This is a genomic window from Ruegeria sp. AH7, from assembly GCF_056541325.1.
Genome location: NZ_JBQFYF010000007.1, coordinates 79,980 through 103,330, shown reverse-complemented (window position 1 = coordinate 103,330; position 23,351 = coordinate 79,980). Strand labels below are relative to the sequence as shown.

The 23,351-nt window shown below is 53.4% G+C and carries 28 protein-coding genes, 1 tRNA gene and 1 pseudogene; 23 read left to right on the top strand and 7 right to left on the bottom strand.

What is annotated here, in order from left to right; translation table 11 throughout:
* Positions 1-328: 328 nt before the first annotated feature.
* The 3 genes from ACR0JX_RS16485 to ACR0JX_RS16475 all read right to left on the bottom strand — a co-directional run bounded on the left by ACR0JX_RS16485 (position 329) and on the right by ACR0JX_RS16475 (position 1,659).
* A tRNA-Gly gene (locus ACR0JX_RS16485) sits at positions 329-402 on the bottom strand.
* A 454-nt stretch (positions 403-856) separates the two neighbouring features.
* Positions 857-1,240, bottom strand: a complete 384-nt coding sequence (locus ACR0JX_RS16480; RefSeq protein WP_480544877.1) for a PAS domain-containing protein — start codon at positions 1,238-1,240, stop codon at positions 857-859.
* A gap of 8 nt (positions 1,241-1,248) precedes the next feature.
* The gene (locus ACR0JX_RS16475; RefSeq protein WP_480544876.1) at positions 1,249-1,659 is read right to left on the bottom strand and encodes a helix-turn-helix domain-containing protein; all 411 of its coding nucleotides are present in this window, start codon (positions 1,657-1,659) and stop codon (positions 1,249-1,251) included.
* A gap of 291 nt (positions 1,660-1,950) precedes the next feature.
* On the opposite strand from ACR0JX_RS16475, the gene ACR0JX_RS16470 reads away from it, so the two are divergent.
* The 15 genes from ACR0JX_RS16470 (at position 1,951) to ACR0JX_RS16400 (ending at position 14,808) form a co-directional block, all read left to right on the top strand.
* On the top strand, positions 1,951-3,837 hold the full coding sequence (locus ACR0JX_RS16470; RefSeq protein WP_480544875.1) for a serine/threonine-protein kinase: 1,887 nt from the start codon (positions 1,951-1,953) through the stop codon (positions 3,835-3,837).
* 37 nt (positions 3,838-3,874) lie between these two features.
* Entirely contained in the window at positions 3,875-4,507 is a 633-nt protein-coding gene (locus tag ACR0JX_RS16465; protein WP_480544874.1) for an FHA domain-containing protein, read from the top strand.
* On the top strand, positions 4,491-5,426 hold the full coding sequence (locus ACR0JX_RS16460; protein ID WP_480544873.1) for a PP2C family protein-serine/threonine phosphatase: 936 nt from the start codon (positions 4,491-4,493) through the stop codon (positions 5,424-5,426). Before ACR0JX_RS16465 ends, ACR0JX_RS16460 begins: the two co-directional genes overlap by 17 nt.
* A gap of 96 nt (positions 5,427-5,522) precedes the next feature.
* Positions 5,523-7,106 carry a phosphate ABC transporter substrate-binding/OmpA family protein gene (locus ACR0JX_RS16455; RefSeq protein ID WP_480544872.1) on the top strand — a complete coding sequence of 528 codons (1,584 nt, stop codon included), beginning with the start codon at positions 5,523-5,525 and terminating at the stop codon, positions 7,104-7,106.
* A gap of 273 nt (positions 7,107-7,379) precedes the next feature.
* Positions 7,380-7,592 (top strand): hypothetical protein, encoded by a 213-nt coding sequence (locus ACR0JX_RS16450; protein WP_353011555.1) that lies wholly within the window; start codon positions 7,380-7,382, stop codon positions 7,590-7,592.
* Complete coding sequence (locus ACR0JX_RS16445; protein ID WP_480544871.1) at positions 7,592-8,326, top strand: hypothetical protein; 735 nt, start codon at positions 7,592-7,594, stop codon at positions 8,324-8,326. Before ACR0JX_RS16450 ends, ACR0JX_RS16445 begins: the two co-directional genes overlap by 1 nt.
* 14 nt (positions 8,327-8,340) lie before the next feature.
* Positions 8,341-8,841 carry a hypothetical protein gene (locus ACR0JX_RS16440; protein WP_480544870.1) on the top strand — a complete coding sequence of 167 codons (501 nt, stop codon included), beginning with the start codon at positions 8,341-8,343 and terminating at the stop codon, positions 8,839-8,841.
* Positions 8,838-9,251, top strand: a complete 414-nt coding sequence (locus tag ACR0JX_RS16435; RefSeq protein WP_353011559.1) for a BLUF domain-containing protein — start codon at positions 8,838-8,840, stop codon at positions 9,249-9,251. The genes ACR0JX_RS16440 and ACR0JX_RS16435 overlap by 4 nt, the downstream gene beginning before the upstream one ends.
* Before the next feature lie 174 nt (positions 9,252-9,425).
* On the top strand, positions 9,426-10,037 hold the full coding sequence (locus ACR0JX_RS16430; RefSeq protein ID WP_480544869.1) for an FHA domain-containing protein: 612 nt from the start codon (positions 9,426-9,428) through the stop codon (positions 10,035-10,037).
* 252 nt (positions 10,038-10,289) lie between these two features.
* The gene (locus ACR0JX_RS16425; protein WP_480544868.1) at positions 10,290-11,309 is read left to right on the top strand and encodes a hypothetical protein; all 1,020 of its coding nucleotides are present in this window, start codon (positions 10,290-10,292) and stop codon (positions 11,307-11,309) included.
* A 230-nt stretch (positions 11,310-11,539) separates the two neighbouring features.
* Positions 11,540-11,824 (top strand): hypothetical protein, encoded by a 285-nt coding sequence (locus ACR0JX_RS16420; protein ID WP_480544867.1) that lies wholly within the window; start codon positions 11,540-11,542, stop codon positions 11,822-11,824.
* A complete protein-coding gene (locus tag ACR0JX_RS16415; RefSeq protein WP_480544866.1) occupies positions 11,812-12,594 on the top strand; it encodes a hypothetical protein in 783 nt (260 codons plus the stop codon). Before ACR0JX_RS16420 ends, ACR0JX_RS16415 begins: the two co-directional genes overlap by 13 nt.
* A complete protein-coding gene (locus ACR0JX_RS16410; RefSeq protein ID WP_480544865.1) occupies positions 12,588-12,812 on the top strand; it encodes a DDE-type integrase/transposase/recombinase in 225 nt (74 codons plus the stop codon). The genes ACR0JX_RS16415 and ACR0JX_RS16410 overlap by 7 nt, the downstream gene beginning before the upstream one ends.
* Before the next feature lie 667 nt (positions 12,813-13,479).
* The gene (locus tag ACR0JX_RS16405; protein ID WP_480544864.1) at positions 13,480-14,028 is read left to right on the top strand and encodes a cold-shock protein; all 549 of its coding nucleotides are present in this window, start codon (positions 13,480-13,482) and stop codon (positions 14,026-14,028) included.
* Between the two features lie 384 nt (positions 14,029-14,412).
* A complete protein-coding gene (locus tag ACR0JX_RS16400; protein WP_480544863.1) occupies positions 14,413-14,808 on the top strand; it encodes a DUF1348 family protein in 396 nt (131 codons plus the stop codon).
* Positions 14,809-14,896: 88 nt separating this feature from the next.
* On the opposite strand, the gene ACR0JX_RS16395 is transcribed toward ACR0JX_RS16400, so the two are convergent.
* Complete coding sequence (locus tag ACR0JX_RS16395) at positions 14,897-15,814, bottom strand: LysR family transcriptional regulator (protein ID WP_480544862.1); 918 nt, start codon at positions 15,812-15,814, stop codon at positions 14,897-14,899.
* Positions 15,815-15,865: 51 nt separating this feature from the next.
* Here ACR0JX_RS16395 and ACR0JX_RS16390 point away from each other — a divergent pair, with 51 nt between their 5' ends.
* The 3 genes and pseudogenes from ACR0JX_RS16390 (at position 15,866) to ACR0JX_RS16380 (ending at position 18,732) form a co-directional block, all read left to right on the top strand.
* Entirely contained in the window at positions 15,866-16,780 is a 915-nt protein-coding gene (locus ACR0JX_RS16390; protein ID WP_480544861.1) for an NAD(P)-dependent oxidoreductase, read from the top strand.
* A gap of 213 nt (positions 16,781-16,993) precedes the next feature.
* Complete coding sequence (locus ACR0JX_RS16385; RefSeq protein ID WP_480544860.1) at positions 16,994-17,905, top strand: homocysteine S-methyltransferase family protein; 912 nt, start codon at positions 16,994-16,996, stop codon at positions 17,903-17,905.
* A 257-nt stretch (positions 17,906-18,162) separates the two neighbouring features.
* Positions 18,163-18,732 (top strand): annotated as a pseudogene (locus ACR0JX_RS16380) (phosphotransferase-like protein).
* Positions 18,733-18,763: 31 nt separating this feature from the next.
* Here the strand turns inward: ACR0JX_RS16380 and ACR0JX_RS16375 are convergent.
* On the bottom strand, positions 18,764-19,219 hold the full coding sequence (locus ACR0JX_RS16375; protein ID WP_480544859.1) for an Lrp/AsnC family transcriptional regulator: 456 nt from the start codon (positions 19,217-19,219) through the stop codon (positions 18,764-18,766).
* A 213-nt stretch (positions 19,220-19,432) separates the two neighbouring features.
* Here ACR0JX_RS16375 and ACR0JX_RS16370 point away from each other — a divergent pair, with 213 nt between their 5' ends.
* The 3 genes from ACR0JX_RS16370 (at position 19,433) to ACR0JX_RS16360 (ending at position 20,807) form a co-directional block, all read left to right on the top strand.
* Positions 19,433-19,612 carry an aminotransferase class IV gene (locus ACR0JX_RS16370; RefSeq protein WP_480544858.1) on the top strand — a complete coding sequence of 60 codons (180 nt, stop codon included), beginning with the start codon at positions 19,433-19,435 and terminating at the stop codon, positions 19,610-19,612.
* Positions 19,613-20,293, top strand: coding sequence for an aminotransferase class IV (locus ACR0JX_RS16365; RefSeq protein ID WP_480545028.1), 681 nt, complete (start codon positions 19,613-19,615; stop codon positions 20,291-20,293).
* A 76-nt stretch (positions 20,294-20,369) separates the two neighbouring features.
* Positions 20,370-20,807 carry a hypothetical protein gene (locus tag ACR0JX_RS16360; protein ID WP_480544857.1) on the top strand — a complete coding sequence of 146 codons (438 nt, stop codon included), beginning with the start codon at positions 20,370-20,372 and terminating at the stop codon, positions 20,805-20,807.
* A 30-nt stretch (positions 20,808-20,837) separates the two neighbouring features.
* Here the strand turns inward: ACR0JX_RS16360 and ACR0JX_RS16355 are convergent, their stop codons facing one another.
* Positions 20,838-21,242, bottom strand: a complete 405-nt coding sequence (locus ACR0JX_RS16355) for a MerR family transcriptional regulator (protein WP_480544856.1) — start codon at positions 21,240-21,242, stop codon at positions 20,838-20,840.
* Between the two features lie 74 nt (positions 21,243-21,316).
* On the opposite strand from ACR0JX_RS16355, the gene ACR0JX_RS16350 reads away from it, so the two are divergent.
* Positions 21,317-22,453, top strand: a complete 1,137-nt coding sequence (locus ACR0JX_RS16350) for an MFS transporter (protein ID WP_480544855.1) — start codon at positions 21,317-21,319, stop codon at positions 22,451-22,453.
* Positions 22,411-22,722 carry a hypothetical protein gene (locus ACR0JX_RS16345; RefSeq protein ID WP_480544854.1) on the top strand — a complete coding sequence of 104 codons (312 nt, stop codon included), beginning with the start codon at positions 22,411-22,413 and terminating at the stop codon, positions 22,720-22,722. Before ACR0JX_RS16350 ends, ACR0JX_RS16345 begins: the two co-directional genes overlap by 43 nt.
* 41 nt (positions 22,723-22,763) lie before the next feature.
* On the opposite strand, the gene ACR0JX_RS16340 is transcribed toward ACR0JX_RS16345, so the two are convergent.
* Positions 22,764-23,330: a histidine phosphatase family protein gene (locus ACR0JX_RS16340; RefSeq protein ID WP_480544853.1), complete on the bottom strand. Its 567-nt coding sequence runs from the start codon at positions 23,328-23,330 to the stop codon at positions 22,764-22,766.
* Positions 23,331-23,351 lie beyond the last annotated feature (21 nt).

Sequence of the window (23,351 nt, the reverse complement as noted above, 5' to 3'; positions counted from 1 at the left end):
TGATGCCCTTGTGCGACCTCACGCTTTGCAGCAGCACGATACTAGCGCTGTTTGTCCGCGATGATCCGATTGGGAACGAAACCAATGCGCTCTATCCGATTAAGCTACGCGCCGGATAATCTTGCTGCTGGCTGCGGGTCTGTCAAATAGACAATCGCCCAATATATTATTGAACTAAATGAAATATATAGCAACTACACGATACTCAGTGAAACCGATCATCATTGCTTGGAAGACAAGCGTCTCGATTCAATTTTAATTCAAAAAATCAAATGGTTGCAGGATCAATTTCCTAAATTTTGCAGGTCTTGTGTCGGAAAATAAATCTTGGAGCGGGCGGCGGGAATCGAACCCGCGTCATTAGCTTGGAAGGCTAAGGTCTTACCACTACACAACGCCCGCTTAAGTACAGCATCACCTATTTCATGTGAATTTGGAGGTCAAGTGGAACCACTCAAGAGTCTGCAAACAATCTGTATTATGTCTCATCATAATTGTTGTTATCAGAACCCGATACCTGATTGGGCAGTAGTGGCTCGACGAGAGGGCGCCTGAAAGAGGGTAGTGCGGCCTCGCGTTATCCTAGGCGTGAAACCAAGAGACGCTCACTATCCATTGTTGGTTTCCTCTAACGAACGATCTTGAATTGTTTTAGGAACCATTTTGCGAAAGAATTACCGCGAGCAGTTGAATCGCCGAAAACATCAGTCGATGATTATAAGAAAAACGAACACTTGTCTCAAACTGATCTAAACCAATTTGCGCAGCAACGCCGTTAACTTTCCACGTTGATTGCGGAACTTGGCCTGCAATCGCAAGGAGCATGGGCAAGTATGACTTCTCGGTACAACCAGCGCTAAACCGGTCTCTGTATTGCGATGAAATGTGTCACATTCTTCCCATCATCCAAAACCGGGCGCAACTCACATTCATGGACAAAACGTTCACCATTCTTCCGATAATTTGTGATGCGGACTGTTCCCGATTGGCCGTTTTTTATTAGGTTTCTGAAGTGGTCAATCGCTTCTGGCTCGGTATCAGGGCCTTGCAGTAGCCCGAGACTACGCCCCGCTACGTCTTCAAGCCGATAGCCGGTATGGGACTCAAATGCGTCGGACACGTAGATAACAGGAACGCCCGGTTGAGCGAGGCAAACAACCGCTGAATGCGAACCGATGGCTTCGCTTGCACCTTCTTCTCCGCGATCCTTTACAAACCGTTTAAAGTCACTTTGTTCCATCGAGTTCCCTATTTCTGTTCGGCAGAGACAATCGCTTCAACCAATTGTACCAACCTCAACTTTTCGTTCACGTCTGCGAGTTTCACGAATGAACTAACCAAACGGGCCAGCAAGTCTGCCTCGACAGGAATTTCTGCCGTTGGGCTCGGCATGTTGGTCGAGCTTTCAGATTGTGGGAGAAGAGATTCAATAGGGACTTGATAAAATGCGGCAAGCTTCATCAGGTATGGCAAGCTGCACTTGCTTTGTGCATCTTCATACTTCTGATACTGTTGAGGGCTGATTTCCAGGAGGCGCGCGACTTCCGCTTGTGTCATACGCTTTTCAGACCGCAATCCGCGCAGTCTTTGCCCGACATGCCCATAGACATCTTCGGATGAAAGAGCCTCTTTCAGAAATACGACTTCCTTTGCGCTCATCGGACCCGCCTTTTGTATGATTTAGAGATATCAATGTGACGGCTATTTACCAAGCTTGCGCGGTACGAACAATCTGTCAGAGAGTTTTTCGCGCAACTATGTCGTAGTTCCAATCCTCCTTTTGAATTTTCCCAAAACATGGGCGTACCGCGCGCTTGTTCTAAATCTGGATGACAAAACCTCACTTTGCGAGATATTTTCTTAAATTTGACCGCTATCTAACATTTTATCGCCTGATTTGGAGCTCAATCACCTTCTGTGAGCAAAGAGTTTCGTATTGTGAGGAAGACCATGGTTGATGATGCACGGCAGCAGGATTACCACACGGCCGGGGACGAACTTCAGCCCGGCACCGAGTTGATGCGGGGTCAATACAAGATCACGCAATATTTGAATTCCGGCGGGTTTGGCATCACCTATCTGGCAACAGACAGTCTGGATCGGCAGATCGTCATCAAGGAGTGTTTTCCCCAGTCGTTTTGCCGCCGCAACGGGCGCCAGATTGAGGCCCGGTCCGAGGCCTATGTCGGTGAGCTTCGCTCAATTGTTCGGCTCTTCTCGCAAGAAGCAAGAGCGCTGGCGAAACTCAAACACCCTTATATCGTTGGCGTGCACCAAGTCTTTGAAGAGAACAATACCGCCTATATGGCGATCGATTTCGTCAAGGGCCACGATCTGCTTGCCATTATTGAACAGAAGGTCATGCTTTTGCGGCCAGATCAGGTTCGCGCGATCCTTCGTAAATTGCTGGATGCAATCGGATTTGTGCACACTGCCGGAATGCTGCACCGGGATATCTCTCCGGACAACATCATTGTAACCGATGAGCTGACCCCAGTGCTGATCGATTTTGGCGCAGCACGGGATCAGGCCACCAAAGCCACACGCGCGCTATCGGCCCTGCGCGTGGTCAAGGACGGGTATTCACCCCAAGAGTTTTATATCGCTGGCAGTGAACAGGACCCTAGCAGTGACCTTTATTCACTAGCGGCAAGCTTCTATCATGCGATCACAGGACAGCGCCCACCGGACAGCCAGGTTCGGATCGCGGCGCATGTGGCCAAAGAACCGGATTCCTATATCCCGCTTGGCAAGCTGACCTCGGATTATGATGAGGCATTTTGCGCCGCGATCGACAAAGCCATGGCCATTCTACCCAAAGACCGGATGAAAACGTCAGCGGAGTGGTCTCTGCTGATGGAGACTCCGGTCAAAACGATCTCAAGCCGCGTTTCCAAGCAATTGAAATCTGCGCGCCGCAAATCCACCCGTCCTGCAAACCGAGCGACCGCAGCTCCAGTCAAGCCGGTCAAAAGCGCATCAGAGTTGGTTGCGCGTGCATCGGCGATTGCCATTGCAGCGGGAATCATCGGGGGATCGGCCTATCTTCTACTGAACCAGGATCAGGTTGAACTCGGCACCGTCACCGCAGAGACAACTCCCCTACTTCAGCAAGAGATGGCTTCGGTAGAGACGCTCGATCAAACTCGGCCGCCTGTCACTCCAGTTTCAACTACGGCACCCGCAGCGACTGTGCCCGTCGAGCAGCCCGCTATTGTTCCGGAAAACACGCCGGCAGCAACAAAGGTGACAGTAGACCCAGTCCTGCAGGACTTCATTCATTCTTATGCGGATGGAGAGGTGGAAGCGTCCTGGAAGCTGGATCTGCCGTTTCGTCTAGATCAGGAAAACTTCGTCCTGCAAGTACCGCAGAGCCTGGAAAATCGACTACCGATAGGAAGCCGTATTTTGGAAGTTGAGGGCACGCCGGCTACCGACCTTGACGTCCAGCTCAGAACACTGGCCAGGCAAAGTGATGGCATGCAGATCAATTTCCGCGTTGTCGCCGAAGTCCCCGAAACGGGTGCCCGCCTTTATACACAGGTATCCGCGCCGATCATCTATTTGACCGACCTAAAGAACGGGTTTCGTTTTCAGACCCATTTTGATGGCTCTGTCTGGCTGACGCAGGTCATCGATGTTGCACCCGGCACCGATAGCGGGCTCAAGGCGGGCGACACGGTGGTGGCCATGGTTGGCAACAACGAACGTATTTCGGACGGGGCCACAATGGCGCGATTGCTGGCACAGGAAATCACATCCGGTCAGGGTCAGGTGCGTCTGGCGGTCAGCCGGGCGGGCACAATGTGGGTTGAACGCATCGAGACAGGAGCCTGACAATGATCACTCGCATTCGCGTGGCGGAGGCATCTTGATGCGATTTCTCAAGAAGGAAAAAAACCGAAGCCCGAATCCCAGCCGGTCTCTGCCGATTGAAAACGATGACCTGTGGCAAAGCCCGATCATGGAACAGCCGATCACCTTTTCGACGGCACAGACGGCCTCGCCCGCCATTGTTTCGCGTCCGCAGGAAAACGTGGGCAAGACACGGCTGATCGGATTTGACACCCGCAACAGGCCAGAAGACTTCGGGCCGCCAGAGGCCGAGCAAAGCGTCGAACGCCCAAGCTATATACCCGTCGGCTGGTTGGTCGTAACGACCGAGCCGGGGCGCGGTCAAAGCTTTCCCTTGATGGCGGGCCTTTCGACGATTGGACGGGGCAAAGATCAGGCGGTCTGTCTGGATTTCGGCGACAGATCGATTTCACGGGATAACCACGCGGCCATTGTCTACGACTCCAGCACCAACGAGTTTTTTCTGGGTCACGGTGGCAAGGCCAACCTGGTCCGCATGAATGGTGCGCCGGTCACAAAAACAACACCGATCCAAAGCGGCGCAGAGATTCAGATTGGAGACACCAAACTGCGCTTCAAAGCGCTGTGTGACACCGCGTTCCAATGGGACATGACCAGCCATATGGAGGACGGCGATGAAAGCCAGTTCTAAAATGTGTTTCGACGTTTCAACCGGAATTGATGTCGGTGCACGCGACTATCAGGAAGACTGTCTTGTGGCGGATTTCCCAGTGTGCGAGTCCTGTGGCATCGGTGTGCTTGCCGATGGAATGGGCGCGCATGCCTCGGGCGATATGGCCAGCGCATTGGTGGTCGGCCAGGTGTTTGCCGCGTTGAAAATGCGCCGGAATATCTTGAAATCCGACGACGCCAACATTCCCGCTTTGTTAAAAAAAGCGGTGGAAGAGGCCAATATGGCCATGTCAGATTTCATCAAGAACAACCCCGATTCAAAAGGGATGGGGGCGACTCTGATTGCAACCGTTATACGTGACAATCAGCTTTATTGGCTGTCTGTCGGGGATTCCCCCCTTTACCTGATTCGCAATGGTGAAATCCAAAAACTGAACGAAGATCACTCGATGGCGCCGCAGATTGACGCCATGGTAGCGTCAGGCCAGCTGAGCGCTGAGGTTGCCGCACTACATCCGGACCGGAATTGCCTGACTTCGGCGGTGCTGGGTCAGGAAATTCCGCGGATCGATTGTCCGGAAACGCCCATGACTCTTGAGCCGGACGATATCCTGATTCTGGCAAGCGATGGTCTGCAGACCCTGACCGACGGCACAATACTGAGACTAGCCAACAAAACGGCGGCCAGAAGCAGCGCCAAGGCGACCCAAAACTTGATGTCTGCGGTCGAAGCTGCGGCAATGCCCGAACAAGACAATATCTCGGTCATGGTGCTGCGAATCGACCAAATGCCCGAGATGTCCCACGAGCCAAAAACCGAACGACAGATTGAAACCCAGCCTGTCCATCGGTCGGCCGAAGAGGATGCCATTCTGGCAGCGCTGGTGCCGGATATCGAAGAGGCACCGGACATCATCAATCAGGCCATGGCGCTGTAATATGCCAAGCCACGAAGCGAACGACCCAAGCATAGGGCGCGCCGAAGCGAGCGTCGCGCACCCCGACTGCGAACCATAGAAGACGGAGATCTGACTATGACGAATATCATTAAGCTAAGCAAAAGCGTTGCAAGCGCCATTGCCATCGCCAGTGCCCTGCCAACGATTGCCGCAGCAGGACAAGTGGAATTATCAGCCCCCGATGGATCGCTGCGTTTGTCCGGCGAATTTCTGGACCTCGTTGACGGTCACTATCTGATCAAAACGCCCATTGGCGAGATGCGCGTTAGCACCGATCGGGTGAGTTGCAATGGTGAAGGCTGCCCCACAATCGACACCAGCGATGTCAGCCTGCGGATCGCTGGATCAGGTGTCATAGCGACCGAGTTGATGCCCCTATTGATAGCCGGGTATGCGGCGCATGCAGGCAATGACATCTCGACGCAGCTTCTTCCCAACAGCCAGAACAAACTGCTTAACCTCGTCACCGCCGAAGCGTTCGGGGATGATCTGGACAGCGTCCTTGTGATCCCCTCGGATTCCAGAGACGCCTTTGATGCGTTGGAAACTGGAGAGGCCGAAATTGGCATGTCGACCCGACGCGTTGAGAACCAAGAAGCACGCGGCCTTGCCGCCGATGGTGCGGGCAACATGACATCTGTTGGTCAGGAACACTTGCTGGCGCTGGAAAGCATCGCAATCGTGACCCATCCGGACAACCCGGTTTCGGCGATTGAGCTGAACCAGTTGCGCGATGTCTATCTGGGTAACATAACCAACTGGTCCCAGTTGAATGGCCCGGACATGCCGATTCAGGTTATCGGTCGCGACGCCGAAACCGCCTCGCGCGAGTTATTTGAATCTGTTTTGTTAGACGACACGGACATCACACCTTCCGGTATTTCGGCGGTGGGTTCCGACATTGAAGCCGCAACGCAGGTCATGGAAAATCCCGGCGCGATCAGCTTCCTGCCGTTCGGAGTGCAGCGCGGCACCAAGGCAATGAATATCATCGACGCTTGTGGCGTAGTAACAGAACCCAATGATTTTTATGCCAAGACCGAGGAATACCCCTTCGTGCGTCGGGTCTATCTGTATAACCGTAGCGATCTGGACAACGATTTTGCGCGGAATCTGCTGAGTTTCGCCAAATCGGAAGAAGCCGAGGATGCGATTTCGGTCGCTGGCTTCACCAGCTTTAGCGTCGGCAGGCTGCCGCAACACATGGCTGGATTGCGCGGTGAAACCCTGCGCTCGTCAAGAACTGACGCCTATGAGCAAAGTGTCGTTGATGAAATGCTGGAAACGGCGGGTAAGTTTGATCGCTTGTCCAGCACCTTTCACTTTCGTTCGGGTTCCTCTCGATTGGATGATCGCGGGGCCGCAGAACTCACCCGTTTGGTAGAATTCCTCAAGGATCAACCGCGCGGAACCAAGATCAAACTGGTCGGTTTCAGCGACGATGTCGGAACCTTTGACAGCAACAGACGCCTGTCTCTACGCCGGGCCAATCGGATTGCGGCCTACTTGAATACCGAAGCGGCAGATCAGCTTCCGGGCATCGAATTATCCTCAGTCGGATATGGCGAAACTGCTCCCGCCGCCTGCAACCTAACGCAGGAAGGACGGATTAAGAATCGGCGGGTCGAGGTCTGGATCGAAAGCACTGTTCAGGGGTGATCTTTTGAGCCATCGGTCCCATGATCCAGCGACAAAACCAAAAAGAAACACCGGGCCTCAGGTCCGGTTTTTTTTGCCCACGAGACTCAGCAAAACCTAAAGCATGAGAGGTGCCCGAAAGAATTCTAATTTTTCAGTATCTCAGCACACCAAAAAAAGAGGTATTCACAATAAAACCTCTCTTTTGTTGGTAATTGCCTCTCATTTTTCTCAATTATGACACTATCCAGCATCATTTTCAGATGAAACAGCAAGCAACCGGAAACACTGAAAATGATCCTTTATTCTCATCGCCTTCAAGGCGTTTTACAGCAGATGGTTGTCGAACTTGGGTTAGACCTGATTTTGTCCGACGACAATTCACCGGTGTCGCTGGTGGATAACGAGCAGACTTTGACCGAAGTCGCGGCTGGTATGAACATCGATGTCAAAAAGCTGGCAGCGAATAACGGCAGCGTTTTGTTCAGATTTCAGAGGAAAGCATGATGTCTAAGGCACGCCAAATGGATGGTGCTCCCGGCAAACGCGCTGGCTTGCCACTGGCTCGAGCCAACCGACTTGCAGAAAACGCCGAGGCCAAAAAGGGTCGCGGGCCGAACTTTATCGTGGCAACCGGGTTGCTGACCGTGGCTGCAATCGTTTCGCTTGGGGTGACACCAGGCAATACCGCGTTAAACAAATTCTTCAATAATTCAGAAAACTCTGACACCGCACCCGTGCTGGACTTATCAAAAAGGCCGGTCGCACTTGCGGAACCCGTGGCCGAACCGGCCCCTGTGATAGAACAGACAACCGCTGTTGTGGCTGGAGCGCAGGTTGAAACAGCGCCCGTCGCCGAGGCCATCGAACCCCCGGCAGAGCCCTCAAAGGAAGGCCGCCTCCTGGCCATGGTTGGTGACAACGCGAACGATCCCTACTGTATCCAAAGGATTGAGTCACGCTTGGTGTCGCTGCACGCAGCAACGCTTTCAGGCCCTGAATGGAACAATCGGGTGAATGACGTCAGCCAGCTTGTCCAGACCACGTTGGACTGCTCGCACGCAGGTCTGCAAGTCATTGGCAGCCTTGAATTGGCGGGCACCGGAATCGCCGATCTGCGCGTCAGCTGGAACCTTGAAACATGGACCCTGGACCTGGCTGTCGTCGACAGCAGCAATCCTGATGCCGACCTACAAGTGGCCAGCGCCTCGGACCAGTCAATCGAATTTGTTGTTCAGTAAAAGAGGTCGAAGTTATGGAAATACTTGAACAAATCACCCAACTGGAAGCACCGGCCAAGGCTTTGCTTGCAGATATTCAGGCCTTCGAAGCGCCGCTGCCTGACTATTTGATGCTGGGTGCGTTTGTGATCCTTTTGCTGGCGCTTTACCGGTCTGGTCGTAAGGGCATCAACAGGGTGCAATCCGACCTCGTCGGAGCCTATCAGAAAGAGCTTCTGACAGCCAATCGCCGCGCGCATCAAGCCCGCAGCGAGTTGCGCCGCGCCCATCTGGAACTGGAACGCGAACGACAGCGCAAACGTCGTGCTTTGCGCGATCAAGGGCCCTCGAGCCGGGTTGCTACGCGGCGGCGTCTCGAACCAGTCGAACGGCGTCCGGCACAGTCGGCCCCTTCGGGTACGGTGCCTTTCAAACCAACAACACAGAACCGCAACAAGACCCGGCCCGTTGATCCAATCCCGGCAACGGCTGCCGCGTCGAATGAAAACCTGTTTCTCAACGGAGTGGAAAAATGAATCTTACTCGTCTCATCTACTACAGCCAGCGCAACCCATCCATGAGCCTGAATCTGGGCGAGTTGCTGGAAGTCTGTAAACGCAATAACGCAGCAATGAATGTCACCGGCATGCTTCACTTTAACGGCAACTACTTCCTGCAGGTTCTGGAAGGCGGACGCGCCGAGGTCAGCTCGATCTATCATCGGATCTCTGCCGACCCACGGCACCTGAACATCATCTTGATCTCATGTCAGGATGTGCGCGAGCGGATTTTCCCGACCTGGTCGATGGGCCACCACGAAGGCATGGAAGGCGAAACTCGTAGTATCTTCTTGCGGTACTTTCCATCGAATTCCGTCAACCCTGAAGCGGTCAGCCCCGACAGCCTGCTCGACTTTCTGCAGGACGTATCAACCGAACTGGTCTAACGGCCAGTTCTTAAAGGAAAGATGTTGCATATGAGTATGTTCGATACCTTAGTGAACCGTCGCCGCAGGCCTGCAACCGAGTCGGTGCTGCCTGCTGAAGACGCATCATCTGCAATATCAACTACACCACAAGACGACACCGACCAACACGCCCGGAACTTGAGACAGCGTCTGATGTCTCCTAACCATTCGGTTGGCGCGGTCGGTGTCGCTGACATCGCTCCGAATGTTGGCGCTGAGCCTTTCCAGCGGATGACCGAGACACCAATGGAAGAGCTTGTCTCCGCACCTGTGTCCAAACCCGTCAGCGCCAACCCGCGCGACACGCGTACGCGTCTGATCGGGTTTGACACAACCGAAGGTACAACCAAGGATCTGTTCAGCCCGGATAATGCGCCTGAACCTGAACAAACCTTGCCGGTGGGGTGGCTTGTGATTGTCAGCGGTCCCGGTCGGGGCTACGCATTCACACTTCGATCCGGGCTGTCCCGGATCGGCCGTAACCCTGATCAGACCATTTGTCTGGATTTCGGAGATATGGCGGTCTCGCGCGACAATCACGCCGCGATTGCTTATGACCCCGAAGAGAACGGCTATTTCCTCGGTCACGGCGGCAAGACAAACCTTGTTCGCCTGCAGGGTAAACCAATCATCTCGACCGAAAAATTGAACGACGGTGATCGCATATCTATCGGAGAAACAACAATGGTGTTCAAAGCGTTGTGCGACAAGACGTTCAACTGGATTATGGGAGATGACGATGAGGACATGGTTGATTTTCTCTGACCTTGTCGTCGGTACCCTGCTGGAATGGCGTGTAAGATGAATAGTCCATCATGCCCGCAGCTAGACCTTCACTCGCGTCTGCAGGCTGCCGCGACAAATGGCGGAGCAAACGCAGACGTTGCGACGCGTGCACTCACGTATCTGGCAGCACTCACAAGACCCATTCGCGTTTCCATATTGGCTCCGACGTATCTCGATCGGGCCAACCTGGTAAATTTTATAATAGGGCAAGCCGTGCTCCCGCAGACCGTCATGTGCGACCTCGTTCGCCTAAGCTTTGCCGAGCAAGAAGAATTGACGGTTGTGAAGCGTGACGGAGCAAAGGTCGACTACCCATCGCCCTTCGATCTAATTGCATTGGCAGAAACCGATGCCACTGAAGTGAATTTGGCTTTGCCTCTGAGGGCCCTGACGAAGATATCTGTTTTGGCCACTGCGGCAGCGGATCTAACAGGTGCATCTATTGAATGGCTAGCCCTGCAAACAGATATTGCGATATGGTGTACCCATGATTTTGATCATATAGATCAACGGGTTTGGGCACAGATGCCCAATAAGTTGAAGGATCACGCAATCCTGGTTTCGATCAACTCGGGACGCGAGCGCGATGAAACCGAAGCGCGCCTTTGCGCTGAATTTGGGTCTGAGTTTCTGGACTTTGTTTGCCTTTCACCTGAGGACGCCTCGCAGGCCCGGTCGGGCTCTAGTTTGGACAAGATCCTGTTTCGTGCATCAGGCGGGCACAAACTGATCTCGATTCTAAGGCGCGACATTGACGCGGCGAGAGAGCACGCTACGGGGCAGGCTGAACTGTTCCTGCAAGGTAAGGTTGGCCTTTTGGGTCCCGACGACGCTAGTATTGAAGATGCTCGAAATACGGTGACCGATCCTACGCGGCCGGTGGGGGAACCAAAACTTGCCGCTAGTCCTATTCCAGATACCATTCCGGCCCCCGACTTAGATGACGCAATTAACAAACTGTCCCGATTGAGTGACTCTCCCGCATTAGGCAGCGTATTTTCAAACTCTGATTTTCTGACCGAAATGGCAAAGGTTCTGGAAGAGATTGAACTCGATCTGGACGCGTGGTCGGATGACGTGAACATGCGGGGGGCATTCCAGATGCTGCGCGAGCTTGTAGACCTGGTTGAGCTGTTCCGGATCGAAGCAGAACGGGCAGATGTGACTGAGACCATCATGGCCACAATTCAGCTAAAGAGAGAATTATCTCGCGTCAATATCTCAGAAAATACGAAAGATGCCCCGATATAGTCATATTACTTACCTATTGAACCTTAAAATCATCATGTGTGTTAAAGATGGTGATGGTTATGTCCATGGTTGTGCGGACAGGTAGTCAAGTCAGTTCCGATCAAAATGCTACTGGAGCTCAGGTCTTGCTGAATGATGGTTTGGGCCCCTTGAACGATCTCAGCAGCTACATTCAGTTTTGCAAAGAGACACTTTTAGGTAATGCAAGCCTCGGCGGTCTTAACACGCAAATGAAACTGCGATCGACGTCACGCGATGTTGAGAATTTTTCGCCTGAGATCACGTTCATCGGCCAGATCAAATCCAGCAAAACATCCCTAGTCAATGCAATAGCGGGCAAGCCAGGTCTGTTGCTATCGGGCGTTAACCCCCGGACCTCGGTTCTTATGTCAATGCACTTGAACGTCGAAGACAGCGGCAACTGTGTCACAGAGTTTCAGCTTTTGGACGCAGACGAGTGGGACATGCTGATCCAGAACTCGGGTCAAATCGGAGAAAACCGATGCCTGATTTGACCGATTTTCAAGGCAATTTGTCTAAGTTAGCGACATGCCGCTTTCCGTTTCTAAATGGAAGGCTGCCGTTGGAGGCTGCTGATCCAATGGCGGCAATGCTGCGTGAAATCGAAAACGCTGTGCTTGGGACAACACTGAGGTTCGTATCCGATGAGAACATTCTGGAATTGCAGGTCACAGGCCGCCGAGTGGTTCTAGTTTCTGACTGCAGTAATCCGGGATTTCAAGAGATCATTAACCAGGCGCCTATCGTGAATTCCGACGACATCGTGAATCTGATCGTTAGTTTCACCGACGCAATTGGCCCCGTGTCTGATTTCGCTTTGATCCCAGGACCATTGCGTTCCGATTTGTACGGTGTTTCCGGAATGGTATCGGTCGCGGCAATCCGTCAAGGAATTCTTAGTGTGGCTAATCCCAATGACCACGGCTCAATGCTTAATGTCGTCTTACGTAGGTTGCAGAATCTTACATTAGCATCCTTGCAGTTTGGCATGGAGCGGACAGGGCACGCGAATGGCCCAGAAGGCTTGCTCTCTGATCTAAGGGATTTCCAGCAAAACAGGCTTGAGCAACTTCTCTCGGTCGAAGGACTAGTGGCTCCCCAAGTGCCTGAACCCGACCTGACCGTTCTAAGCGATACCATTGGTGCAGGCGTCTGCGTGGGACTCATCCGATGGGACACCGAGTTGGCCCTGATCGCCTTTGACGTTGCATCCTTGTTCGATGTCCTCAAAGAGTTCGAAGTTAAGCACAAAACAGAGTGCTGAACTGGTTCGGCAATCAAGCCAAAGTACAGACGATCAGGTCCAAATATTTGAACAACTTTACTGAACAGGACCGCAGATATATCAAACGGCGCGTACGGCACATGTGCTGGTTCAAGTCTTTCGGATCGGCTTCCGCAACATTGGATGGCATTGAGGTAGCCAACATGATCCGCAAGAAGAAATTCTCTAGCGATACGATACGACTTCCAGCTTTCTGATGTTTGCTGATATCGCAGGATAGCTGCAACTAGCATCGCGCTAGCTCCGGTCGTTATAAAATTTTGCGACACAACCGGTAATCTCATGTGTTATTGCCGCATATGGCAGTTTCTGCAGAAGATATGTGTTTAGTCTGAGCAATCCCATAGATCCAACGACACTCTTCACAATTCGTGGGAATTTATGAATAGAATGTTAACGAAGTGTTTCTCATCCATTCAATGGCAGTTTTGCATGTTGAGAATTGTTCGCTTTGGCGACAAGACTGCAAAACCAGAAAATGGGAGCGCTAAGGGGATCGGATGTTAGACTTTTTGCTGACTTTCAGTGCTGCTTCGACTTAGATCAATGTTGGTATTCTTGCGAGCTTCAATAATGCCTAGGAACAAGGACACTAAAATCGGTGCATGAACCATCAACCCCAGAAACTGCTATATTGAATGCTCTACGACTGCATGACAGCGATGCAGAGTATGGCGCGGCCATGTGGGCGGCATGTGTTCTGATGGCACTCCACAAAGAGCAGACTAATTTGTTGTCCGAATACGCAAACACATGGGCAAGCAAATCAGAACTCTCTGGCCTCAGAAAGTAGCCACCCAACCCTTTCACAAAGCTTAATAAATTTGACAAACAAATTCCACGTTTCCGAACAAGGGTAAGCCCGTGAAACTTGTAACGTTAGAAGGTAATTTGGTTTTGGACGGATCAACAATAGGTGGGGATGCCACACTGCGGCATATTGAGGGAACTTTGAAATGGTTCTCGGCCATGATAGGATACGGTTTTGTGACCTGCAATGTGTCGGGCGAGGATGCCTTAATGCATCAGAACGCGCTGCATGATTTTGGCCAGACATCAATCGCAAACGGATGCACACTAGAGGCATTTGCAAGTGTCAAACAGAGAGGACTCCAAATCGTTGAGATCCTGAGCATCCGGTCGGAGGCTTCCTGGACAGTCCCGCACAACAAGCAAATTGGACTCCAACCCATCAAGCCGACTTCAATGCTGCCTGCAAGGGTCAGGTGGTTCTGCAAGGAAAAGAACTACGGCTTCGTCAATGTCTTCGATTACACCAGAGACTGTTTCTTGCACACAAACGTACTTGAGAAAGCTGGACTCGGATCGGTCGATGTCGGAGAAGCACTATGCGTCAAAGTGATTGATCGGTCTGGCGGACGAGTTGTCGCCTCAGTTCGACCCTGGACCTGAGTCAGCTTCCGCTGGATAGTCGTTCAGAAGGATTAGGTATTCGCTTTCAAGTTGCGGATAACGATAATTCCACCCAGACAATCATCTACTGGGTATTGCCAAGTTGCTTGTTGTATGCACCGTCACATCTTCGCCAAACCCCCACGTTGAGCCCTACAAGGCCGGCCCACAGCCGACATTCGATATCTCTCAGAGTTCACCCATCGGCTTTCCGAGAACTGCCGTTCGTTCAAAACGCAGAAATTTCAACGAGCGGATGGCCGTGAGGCAAACAAACCTGCGAACGTTGAGAAGCGCTGTTAAGCAAACTTGATTGCTTTTAGAGACCCGACTAACGTTTCTGCAACCATGTATTTTCGCGATTTTTAGGACATGTAGATATAGATGACACCTGATGTACAAACCGCCCGCCGCTTAGCTCAAGATCATTGCGCTGCTTGGACCAACCGGACGCCCGACGATGTCGCCGAAAGATATGCTGAACATACTATCATGATAATGAACGGTGGCGACCCAATGAAGAGCCGGACGGAGATTGGCGACATGGCGGCGGGATTTATGGCTGACTTCCCTGACCTCGTTCTTAACCTCGACACGGTTCTCGTCGCCGATCACCACATGGTCTATGCGTGGACTTTCGAAGGCCATCATAAAGAGACTGGTAACCATGTTCGTTTCTCGGGCTGGGAAGAATGGGACTTAGACGACAACCTGAACGTCACCAAATCGCTCGGTTGGTATGATGGTGTGGATTATGACCGCCAAGTTGCGGGAACATGACCATATCCGGCGCCAATTCGCGCATTGTACGCACAGTCGTATACGGCAAGTCAGATCCAATTTGACTCTGGTCGATGCTCTTTACTGCCTACAGCAAGTGAGAGGGCGTCCATCGGAAAAGACTTTTCTCATATTCGGTAATTGATTTCGAGAGCCACTGTACGAACAGCTTTGCCGCTGGTCGAACCGGGCCCGGCAACGTGACAAGGTAGTAGCCGATCTGCGGTATTGGATCATCGAATAGCGCCACAAGTTGCCCCGACTTCAACTCGTCAGAGATAAAGGCTGGTACCGTCGCTCCGACACCATCTCCGCGGCGGATGCCATCCAGCAACATATTGCCCGGCATCCGCACAACTCTTCGTTCCGCGTCGGTGGGAATCCCCACCTTTTCCAACCACAGGTCAAACTCGACCGAAGCGTGCTCTTGGAGAAGTGTAAAATCGAGCAATTCCACAGGGTGCCTGAACACACGGTTTCCGATCAGTTCGCTTGAGGCGACGACCGTCAGACAGCCTGGCAGCAGCATCTGCGAGACAAGCCCTTGCCATTGACCCGTTCCGTATCGGATGGCCATATCAATTCCGCCCGGCTTGAGGTTGACAGCCTGGATCGTTGAATCGATCCTCAATTCGATATTGGGGAATTCGTCAACAAACGTTGACAGACGCGGCATGAGGAACGCGCTTGAAAACATCGGTGTCGCGCTAACCACTAACGGTCGAACCGATTCTGCCTTCGACACGCTCTCGGTCACTGAGGCCATTTCAGCGAAGGCGTCAAGCAGGCCAGCCGACAAGAATTCGCCTTGCGATGTCAGAGAAATGCCGTGCCGGGTACGAGTGATAAGCCGGGTGCCGAGCTGTTGTTCGAGCCCGCGGATCTGCTGGCTGACTGCGGAATGTGTCACGTTCAGTGCCTTTGCCGCCCGTGTCAGATTTCGAAACTCGGCAGCGGCGGCGAAGGCTCTGAGAGATGTCAAAGAGGGAAGCGTGCGCCAATCCATAAGTTAGATCATCTAACAATATAGAAGAATTTACAACTATGTGATCCCCCAATGCCGGCGCATGTTGGTGCAAGAATTTATTGGCGGATACAGGAGACCGACATCATGAAACTTGCTGTATTGGGACTGGGCAATATGGGCTCAGCGCTGGCGCATTGCCTGCTCAAGGCGGGCCACGAAGTCAGCGTTTGGAACCGCACGTCGGAAAAGGCAGAGGTTTTTGCTGAGGCTGGAGCCACGATCTGCTCTTCACCGAATGATGCCATCGCAACTGCTGAATTTGTCATCATCTGTATCAAGGGCCACAAGGAAACTGTTGAACTGGTCAACGGGCTGAGTGTTTCGCTAAAGGGAAAGACTATCTGCGACATGAGCACGGGCGATACCTCGGATGCCGTTGGACTGGTCGCCATCCTTGAGGGACAGGGGGCCGACTACATGCTGGGCATGATCAATGCCTACCCTTCCGGCATTGGTGGTGACGAAACCACAATCCTCACGGTGGGCAGTGCCGGAACCTGGGACCGTTATGGCAGCATCATCAGAGAATTGGGTGGAAAGTCCGCCCATGTTGGAGAGAAACCAGCGGCACTTGCCGCGCTGTTTGCCGGCCTTTTCACGGTTCGGCAGGGGTTTATGTTCGGAATGATCTACGGTGCACTTGTCTGCCAAAAAGCGGGCATCCCGATACAGGTTTATGCCGACCAACTCCCTACCACGATCAAACTGGTCAATGACTACCATGAGCTCTTTGCCAGCACTGTTCCGTTTGAGGATTACGACAGTGCGGAAGCCTCCCTGAAGGTTTACGCGATGGCGCAAGAGGATGCGTTGAAGACCTATCTCTCACTTAATGCTCCCGCTGATTTCATCCAGTTGATGCATGACCGCACCAAAACGGCTTGGGACGATGGCCACGGCGACAGACAGCTGACCTCACTGGTCCAGCATATGGCGGATGCCTGACGCAAAAAGGCTCCGGTCCAAACCTGCCATTGGCTAAGGCTTGATGACGCTGCAGTGTGGCCCGCCGAAGGAGAATTTCGCTGCGGTTGAGAGATGCCCGGGAAAATGAGGTCATGCTCACGGAATACACTCTGTCGCCGCACTAAGGTTCACAGGAGACCCGAGATAATGTAGGTATCTATGAAGACTTGACGTCAATAGGTGTGGATCAGAATGGCGCGACAGTTCCCGCTCGAAGGTGACAAAACCTTTTTGGTTTATGCCGGCACTGGCACCGACCTGATATTCAATCATGGCGTTGATTTACCCGGTTTCGCATCGTTTCCATTGCTGGAAGAACCTGGCACCAGGGCAATACTGGCCGGTCAAATGGAGGCACTTGTCGATCTCGCCCATGAAATGAGTGTCGGATGCATCCTTGATGCACCCACATGGATGGCGAACGCCGATCGGGCAGCGCCGTTGGGGTACGATACAGACCGGCTCGTTGAGGTGAACAAAGATGCGGTCAGTCTAATGGAGGAGGTGCGCCAGGCTGCCGCTCGCGATGATGTACTGGTGTCGGCCTGTATCGGCCCGCGCTATGACCCTTACGCCGACATCCCTCCGGTGACGGTCGAAGATGCACGCCAATACCACGCCGCTCAAATGCACAGCCTGAAAGACACAAGCGTCGACCTGGTCACCGCTTATACGTTCAACCGTCCAAGTGAGGCTGCGGGATGCATCCTCGCTGCCCGAGACGCAGATCTGCCGATCATCATGTCTCTAGTTGTCGAAACGGACGGGTGTCTGGCGGACGGGACCAAACTTGTGGACGGAATTGATCAGATCGACGATGCAACCGACTCGGCGGCGCTGTTTTTTATGGTCAACTGCGCTCATCCGACCCATTTCGCCGGAGCGCTTGGCAACCACCCCCGACTTAAAGGCATGGTGGCAAACGCTTCGAGTTGCTCGCATGCGGAACTTGACGAAGCAGATGAGCTGGACGAAGGCGATCCAGCTGAACTTGGTAAACAGATTGCCTCGATTGCGAGGCAGAATCCGTCGATCCAAGTATTTGGAGGGTGCTGCGGCACCGACATGCGCCACCTGAAATCGATGGCCAGCGAATTGGCGTAGCCAACTTAGTTCAATCTGAGCGATAGCGCTGATATCTAAGGTGATACCGTGATTTCTTTCCGCCACTTGTTATAAGCGGCCCTTTGCTGCCATTCACCGTCCGACCCAGATGCTGCGGTGCGGTCCGCCGAAGCAGCCGTTCGCTGCAGGTGCAAAATCTGGAGATGATCGAACTCAAAGTTCGCGGGACAAACTGGGGTGACGCAGCATAGCTGGCAGGATCGTTATAGCAATCCGAGGTTCTGGATGGCAGAGTAATGGTGATGCCGCACTCGCCCTCAACCGATCCCACCAGAGACCTGCCGCTCGCCATTCTTTTGAATGGCCCGTCGAGTGCAGGGAAATCAACACTCGTGGGTGCGCTTCAGAACCGGTTTCAAACGATGTTCTTGGGCTTCGGGATCGATAGCATCCTGTATGCGCTACCGCCTGCCGATCTCGCGGCTATGAAGGCCGGGAGGCCTATCAATCGCGAGGGATACGCCTAGGACCTGCTGGTTGAGGCACACCATGCTGCGGTTCGAGCGGTCCTTGGGTCGGGATGCAGAGTAATCGTGGACACCGCCCTTCTGCGTCCAGCGCATCGCATTGGTTTCGATACGGCAGTCAAAGGCTTCGACACGTTCCGCATTGGCGTAACCTGCAATCCGGATGAGTTGGACCGACGGGAGCTCGAGCGCGGGGACCGCCCGATTGGAAGTGGGCGACGCGAGGCGGGTATCGTCCATGACGAGATGCCCTACGACCTCGTGGTAGACACGACGGACACGCTGGTGGATGTTCTACTGGATCAAGTGCTCGATGCGCTGCATAGATGGCGCCCTTAGGCGGCCACTTGAACGAGCGTCAACTTGCTGTTCACATTGGAACTGACAGACCAACTTTAACCTGGTCAACGACAACGTTCGTGTGAAAGCGCCGAATGTTGGGATTCTCTGTAAATACCTGACGGGTGAATAGCTCATAACTCGCCATGTCTTTCGAAAGAACGATGAGGACAAAATCTGTATGGCCCGTGACGTAATAGCACTGCTGTACTTCTTCTAGCTTCAGGATTGATCGACGGAATTCATCCAGCAGGTCGATGCGTTCCCGTTCCAGTTCCACCTCAACGATGAAAGTCATCGTTGCATCGGCATGCCGTGTGCTCACCACAGCAACTTCTTTCTCAATCGCGCCACTTTCGCGCAAAAGCTGAACGCGCCGTTGCGCTGAGGATCGCGAAATACCGATCTTCTCTCCCAGGTCTTCCGAAGAAAGCCGGGCGTTCTTTTGTAGTTCGCGCAGGATTGCCCGGTCTGTTTCGTCTAGCATATGGTTGGCTGCTCTTCTGAAGCTAAAGTTTATGGCAATCTACCAATTTTGTAACGTAAATTTAGGTAATGTGCCAGATCTGCGCTGTTAGAGTACTGCGGAACCTCAACAACGAAATAGCCGCAAATGACGTTCCCAACGATATCGCCGTCCTACGCTGACCCATATGACTATCCCCGAGGCATCGCATTTCAGGACGGGCAGTACCTGCACATGAAAGACGCAAAAGTGTCAGTTCTGGATTGGGGGTTTCTGCATTCAGACGCTACCTATGACACGGTGCATGTCTGGGACGGAGCGTTCTTCCGACTTGATCTACATCTGGACCGGTTCTTTGAAGGCATGGAAAAGCTGCACATGGCGATCCCGTTTGATCGGGATAACGTCTCATAAATCCTCTCGAATTGCGTCGCCTTGTCCGGTCACAAACGTGCGTACGTCGAAATGATCTGCACGCGCGGGGGATCACCCAGCTTCAGTCGGGACCCGCGCGAGGCGACAAATCGTTTCATGGCATTCGCTGTGCCATATGGGTCTGTTGCAAATCCTGACCAGATGGAACGCGGCCTTCGTATTGCGATAAGTGATGTTGTGCGCATCCCGCCAAAGTCTGTGGACCCAGCCATCAAGAACTATCACTGGCTGGACCTAGTGCGGGGTTTGAATGACGCCTTCGACAAGGGAGCGGAAACAGCACTGGTTGTTGATACGAACGGCAATATTGCCGAGGGGCCAGGGTTCAACGTATTCGCTGCCAAAGATAGCATGCTGCATACGCCTGAATTCGGCGTGCTGCCAGGCATAACTCGGCGGACCGTATTTGATCTATGCGAACAGTTGAACATTGAGGTCTTAATCGGAGATGTATCGCCGACCTTTCTGAAGGCGGCAGATGAAGTTTTCATCACCTCTACTGCGGGCGGCATCATGCCGGTTAGCTCGGTTGATGGGGTTGTATTAGGCACCGGCAATCCCGGACCACTAACCCTGAAAATCAAGTCTCTTTACTGGGACATGCACCGCCATCCAGCCTGGTCGACCCCAATAAACTATCCGGCAGGCACATCTTCATAAGCCTTAATAGAAGTGCGCCCCATACTGGATATACGGTCTTCGAGGACCGGTTTCAGGCCAAAAAGGGAGAAATACTGTGTCAGAAAATGACCTGAGCACCCTATCGTCGCCCCACTTCAAACTGGAGCTGGTCTTCACCGTCAGGGTCGAGCTTGGCCCCGAAGACGACGATCGAGTCCGATTGGCGCTGTCTGAGAATATTGGTCTGAACTACGGAAACTACGACTACGTGTCATTCGAAACGGCCGTGGGGGTGCAGTTTTTCCGAGGCCATCAGGGAACGGCCAGCGGTGCGATGGAGCGCGCGACCACACGTCCTGTCCGCTCATTGATGTTCTCTATTCCCAGAAATGAAGAGACTTTGAAGAGCGCGCTGGACATCATCCATCGGCTCCATTCCTACGAAGAACCGGTGATCTACGTGGACGAAGCCTATGCAACCCGCTCCTGCGTCAGAGGACGAGACACCAACCCAAACAAATGGTGGCACAGCAACGTTTCAGAGCGGGATTGAATGCGTGACAAGTCTGAGCAATTAAATATCTCAGGTGCTTCTAACGCGGGTCGCGACTTTCAACAGCTTTTGAAACCGCGCGCAGTCAAAGTGATCGTCATAGGGACAATCCGCGACGTGGCGCAGCATCTGCGCGAGACCGACCAATCGCTCGGCCTGGGCTTCCAAACTGTGCGCCTTATCGGTCAGCGCGTCGCGGGGAACGATTGGTGTGCCGGGGCGACGCAGGACAGAGCCAATGTCATCCAATGAGAAGCCAGCCGACTTAGCGAGGGTGATCAGCGCCAGTTCCTGAAGAACCGCGGGCTCGTGTTGGCGGCGCAATCCATTGCGCGCCACCGAATTGATAAGCCTCCGTTTTTCATAGTAGCGCAGGCCCGACGGGCTCACACCCGAACGATCTGACACCTCGGCGATATCCAGAAGCCTTTCCATACCGACACCTATTGACTTGAACTTGACTTCAAGTCGTACGGTGCGTGCTCGCAGTTTGCAATGGAGCTATTTGGATGACCACGCCCTCCCTGAGAACCGACAAAAGCAAGGTGCTGGTGACCCTTTCTGGGCCTTGCCTTTCGATCATTCTGGCATCTCTTGGCACCAGCACGGCGGCTGTGACGTTACCGGCGCTGTCGTACAGTTTTCAAAATCAGGGCATGAACCCGGCCTTGGTGGTGTCCGCCTACATCCTCGCCACGACAGCGCTCATCGTTCCGATGGGCCGCGCGGGCGATCTTTATGGCAAGCGCTCCGTGCTCGTAACCGCATTGTGTCTCTATGTATTGGGCGCATTCCTTGCGTTTCAAGCGCCCGCGCTCCCAGTGTTGATCGCCAGTCGGTTTGTCCAAGGCGCGGGTGCTGCCGGAATGATGGCGATGCCACTTGCACTGGTCCGCGATCTTGTCCCATCGGGGCGGATCGGGCGATGGATGGGGGCCGTTGGTACGATGTCGGCCATCGGTACCGCATCCGGTCCCGCCATTGGAGGCAGTGTTGTGGCCGCCTTTGGCTGGCGCGCTGTGTACTTGTTACAGATCCCTCTGGCTTTGGTCGCGTTGACCCTTTGTCTGGTCTTTGTCCGCAGCATCGGACCAACCACTGCGCCGAAAGGTATCGACCTTCCCGGTGCAAGCCTCCTCGCCCTCTTCCTCGCGACGCTTACCTTTTTGGTATCTGATACAGAGGGCGGCTTCGATGTCACACACGCCATGCTTGCTTTTCTCTCGGTCGGCGCACTTTTCGCGTTTGTTCAGGTCGAAAAGCGCGCCAGTTCACCGATCATCCCGATTGGACTTTTTCGATCTGTGCCTCTGCGGATCAGCCTCGCCATGAACGCCATCGTTTCTCTTGTCATGATGGGCACATTGGTGGTCGGGCCGTTCTATCTGGTGGACGGCCTTGGGCTGACAACGGCTCAGATGGGTCTCGCCATGTCTGTTGGCCCAATCATGTCTGCCGTCAGCGGCATTCCAGCCGGGCGATTGACAGAAAAGCTCGGCGCAAGTTTTGCGTTGATTGCAGGTGCCCCGGCGATGGCGCTGGCCACCGCAATGATGGCCGCTTTCCTTACCTCTTCGGACTTGCCGGGTTTATTGTGTCGTTCATGTTGCTCGCGCCATGCTATCAGCTTGTTCTTGCTGCTTTGAACACCTCGGTGATGGAGGGCGCGTCCGAGGAAGAGCGCGGCATCACCTCGGGTGTTCTGAATTTGAGCCGCAGCTTCGGCTTCATTCTGGGTGCCGGCGCAGTCAGCGGCGTTTTCGGCTTTATGACCTGCATTGAAACCGCAAACGCTGATCCGGCCCACAGCATTGGCTTTGCAATGGCGGGCACGTTCGCGATCTGCTGCGTCCTGACAATTGGCGTGGTTCTTCTGGCGTTCCAGATGTACCGAGAGCCAGACCGCGTAAAATAATCCCACGATGCGCAGCCCTTACAGACGCGTCTCGGCTTGGCCTAGGTCTTCTCCAAAGTAAACTTGCACGATTGTCCATAGCGCCAGTGCGGCCTTCGGGGGCCATTGTACCCAAGTTTCAAAAGCTCACGCGCGAGGTATCGGTTGAGCATCCCATGCCCGATCAGCGCAACGCTGCGATGCTCCTTCGCCAGATCATCTAATCGGCGCGCCGCTTCTGTAACACGCGACCGGAAAAGCCGTTGGCTTTCACAGTTTCGATGTGCTCCGAGAAACCAGCCGAGGCGCGCTACAACAAACCAATGTGATGGGTGCAGCTTTATGGGCAGCTTAGGCAAATCCGGCAATTCGGCCTCTCTGAAAAGCGGATCTGTCAGGTCAACGCGGCCAAACATCTGGCCCGCTGTATCAATGCTGCGTCGCAATGTGCTGGCAACAATGAGGTTGGGGACGGGTTCGGCCTTTTTGAAAAACCCGCCTTCTATCGGTGCCGAATTGTATACCCGAACGGCCTCCGCAATGTGATGTGGCCCGATAGTATTCATCTGAGTCTGCTGCACACGACCATGCCGGTAGATCAGGATTTGTCTGTTTTGCATCGCGTTCATCACCTTGGCCTTCTCACAACA

Excerpts from the sequence above, each read along its gene's own strand:
- ACR0JX_RS16480 (WP_480544877.1), bottom strand. The coding sequence starts at position 1,240 with ATGGAACAAAGTGACTTTAAACGGTTTGTAAAGGATCGCGGAGAAGAA.
- ACR0JX_RS16475 (WP_480544876.1), bottom strand. The coding sequence starts at position 1,659 with ATGAGCGCAAAGGAAGTCGTATTTCTGAAAGAGGCTCTTTCATCCGAA.
- ACR0JX_RS16470 (WP_480544875.1), top strand. The coding sequence starts at position 1,951 with ATGGTTGATGATGCACGGCAGCAGGATTACCACACGGCCGGGGACGAA.
- ACR0JX_RS16465 (WP_480544874.1), top strand. The coding sequence starts at position 3,875 with ATGCGATTTCTCAAGAAGGAAAAAAACCGAAGCCCGAATCCCAGCCGG.
- ACR0JX_RS16460 (WP_480544873.1), top strand. The coding sequence starts at position 4,491 with ATGAAAGCCAGTTCTAAAATGTGTTTCGACGTTTCAACCGGAATTGAT.
- ACR0JX_RS16455 (WP_480544872.1), top strand. The coding sequence starts at position 5,523 with ATGACGAATATCATTAAGCTAAGCAAAAGCGTTGCAAGCGCCATTGCC.
- ACR0JX_RS16450 (WP_353011555.1), top strand. The coding sequence starts at position 7,380 with ATGATCCTTTATTCTCATCGCCTTCAAGGCGTTTTACAGCAGATGGTT.
- ACR0JX_RS16445 (WP_480544871.1), top strand. The coding sequence starts at position 7,592 with ATGTCTAAGGCACGCCAAATGGATGGTGCTCCCGGCAAACGCGCTGGC.
- ACR0JX_RS16440 (WP_480544870.1), top strand. The coding sequence starts at position 8,341 with ATGGAAATACTTGAACAAATCACCCAACTGGAAGCACCGGCCAAGGCT.
- ACR0JX_RS16435 (WP_353011559.1), top strand. The coding sequence starts at position 8,838 with ATGAATCTTACTCGTCTCATCTACTACAGCCAGCGCAACCCATCCATG.
- ACR0JX_RS16430 (WP_480544869.1), top strand. The coding sequence starts at position 9,426 with ATGTCTCCTAACCATTCGGTTGGCGCGGTCGGTGTCGCTGACATCGCT.
- ACR0JX_RS16425 (WP_480544868.1), top strand. The coding sequence starts at position 10,290 with ATGTGCGACCTCGTTCGCCTAAGCTTTGCCGAGCAAGAAGAATTGACG.
- ACR0JX_RS16420 (WP_480544867.1), top strand. The coding sequence starts at position 11,540 with ATGAAACTGCGATCGACGTCACGCGATGTTGAGAATTTTTCGCCTGAG.
- ACR0JX_RS16415 (WP_480544866.1), top strand. The coding sequence starts at position 11,812 with ATGCCTGATTTGACCGATTTTCAAGGCAATTTGTCTAAGTTAGCGACA.
- ACR0JX_RS16400 (WP_480544863.1), top strand. The coding sequence starts at position 14,413 with ATGACACCTGATGTACAAACCGCCCGCCGCTTAGCTCAAGATCATTGC.
- ACR0JX_RS16395 (WP_480544862.1), bottom strand. The coding sequence starts at position 15,814 with ATGGATTGGCGCACGCTTCCCTCTTTGACATCTCTCAGAGCCTTCGCC.
- ACR0JX_RS16390 (WP_480544861.1), top strand. The coding sequence starts at position 15,866 with ATGCCGGCGCATGTTGGTGCAAGAATTTATTGGCGGATACAGGAGACC.
- ACR0JX_RS16385 (WP_480544860.1), top strand. The coding sequence starts at position 16,994 with ATGGCGCGACAGTTCCCGCTCGAAGGTGACAAAACCTTTTTGGTTTAT.
- ACR0JX_RS16375 (WP_480544859.1), bottom strand. The coding sequence starts at position 19,219 with ATGCTAGACGAAACAGACCGGGCAATCCTGCGCGAACTACAAAAGAAC.
- ACR0JX_RS16370 (WP_480544858.1), top strand. The coding sequence starts at position 19,433 with ATGAAAGACGCAAAAGTGTCAGTTCTGGATTGGGGGTTTCTGCATTCA.
- ACR0JX_RS16355 (WP_480544856.1), bottom strand. The coding sequence starts at position 21,242 with ATGGAAAGGCTTCTGGATATCGCCGAGGTGTCAGATCGTTCGGGTGTG.
- ACR0JX_RS16350 (WP_480544855.1), top strand. The coding sequence starts at position 21,317 with ATGACCACGCCCTCCCTGAGAACCGACAAAAGCAAGGTGCTGGTGACC.
- ACR0JX_RS16345 (WP_480544854.1), top strand. The coding sequence starts at position 22,411 with ATGTTGCTCGCGCCATGCTATCAGCTTGTTCTTGCTGCTTTGAACACC.
- ACR0JX_RS16340 (WP_480544853.1), bottom strand. The coding sequence starts at position 23,330 with ATGAACGCGATGCAAAACAGACAAATCCTGATCTACCGGCATGGTCGT.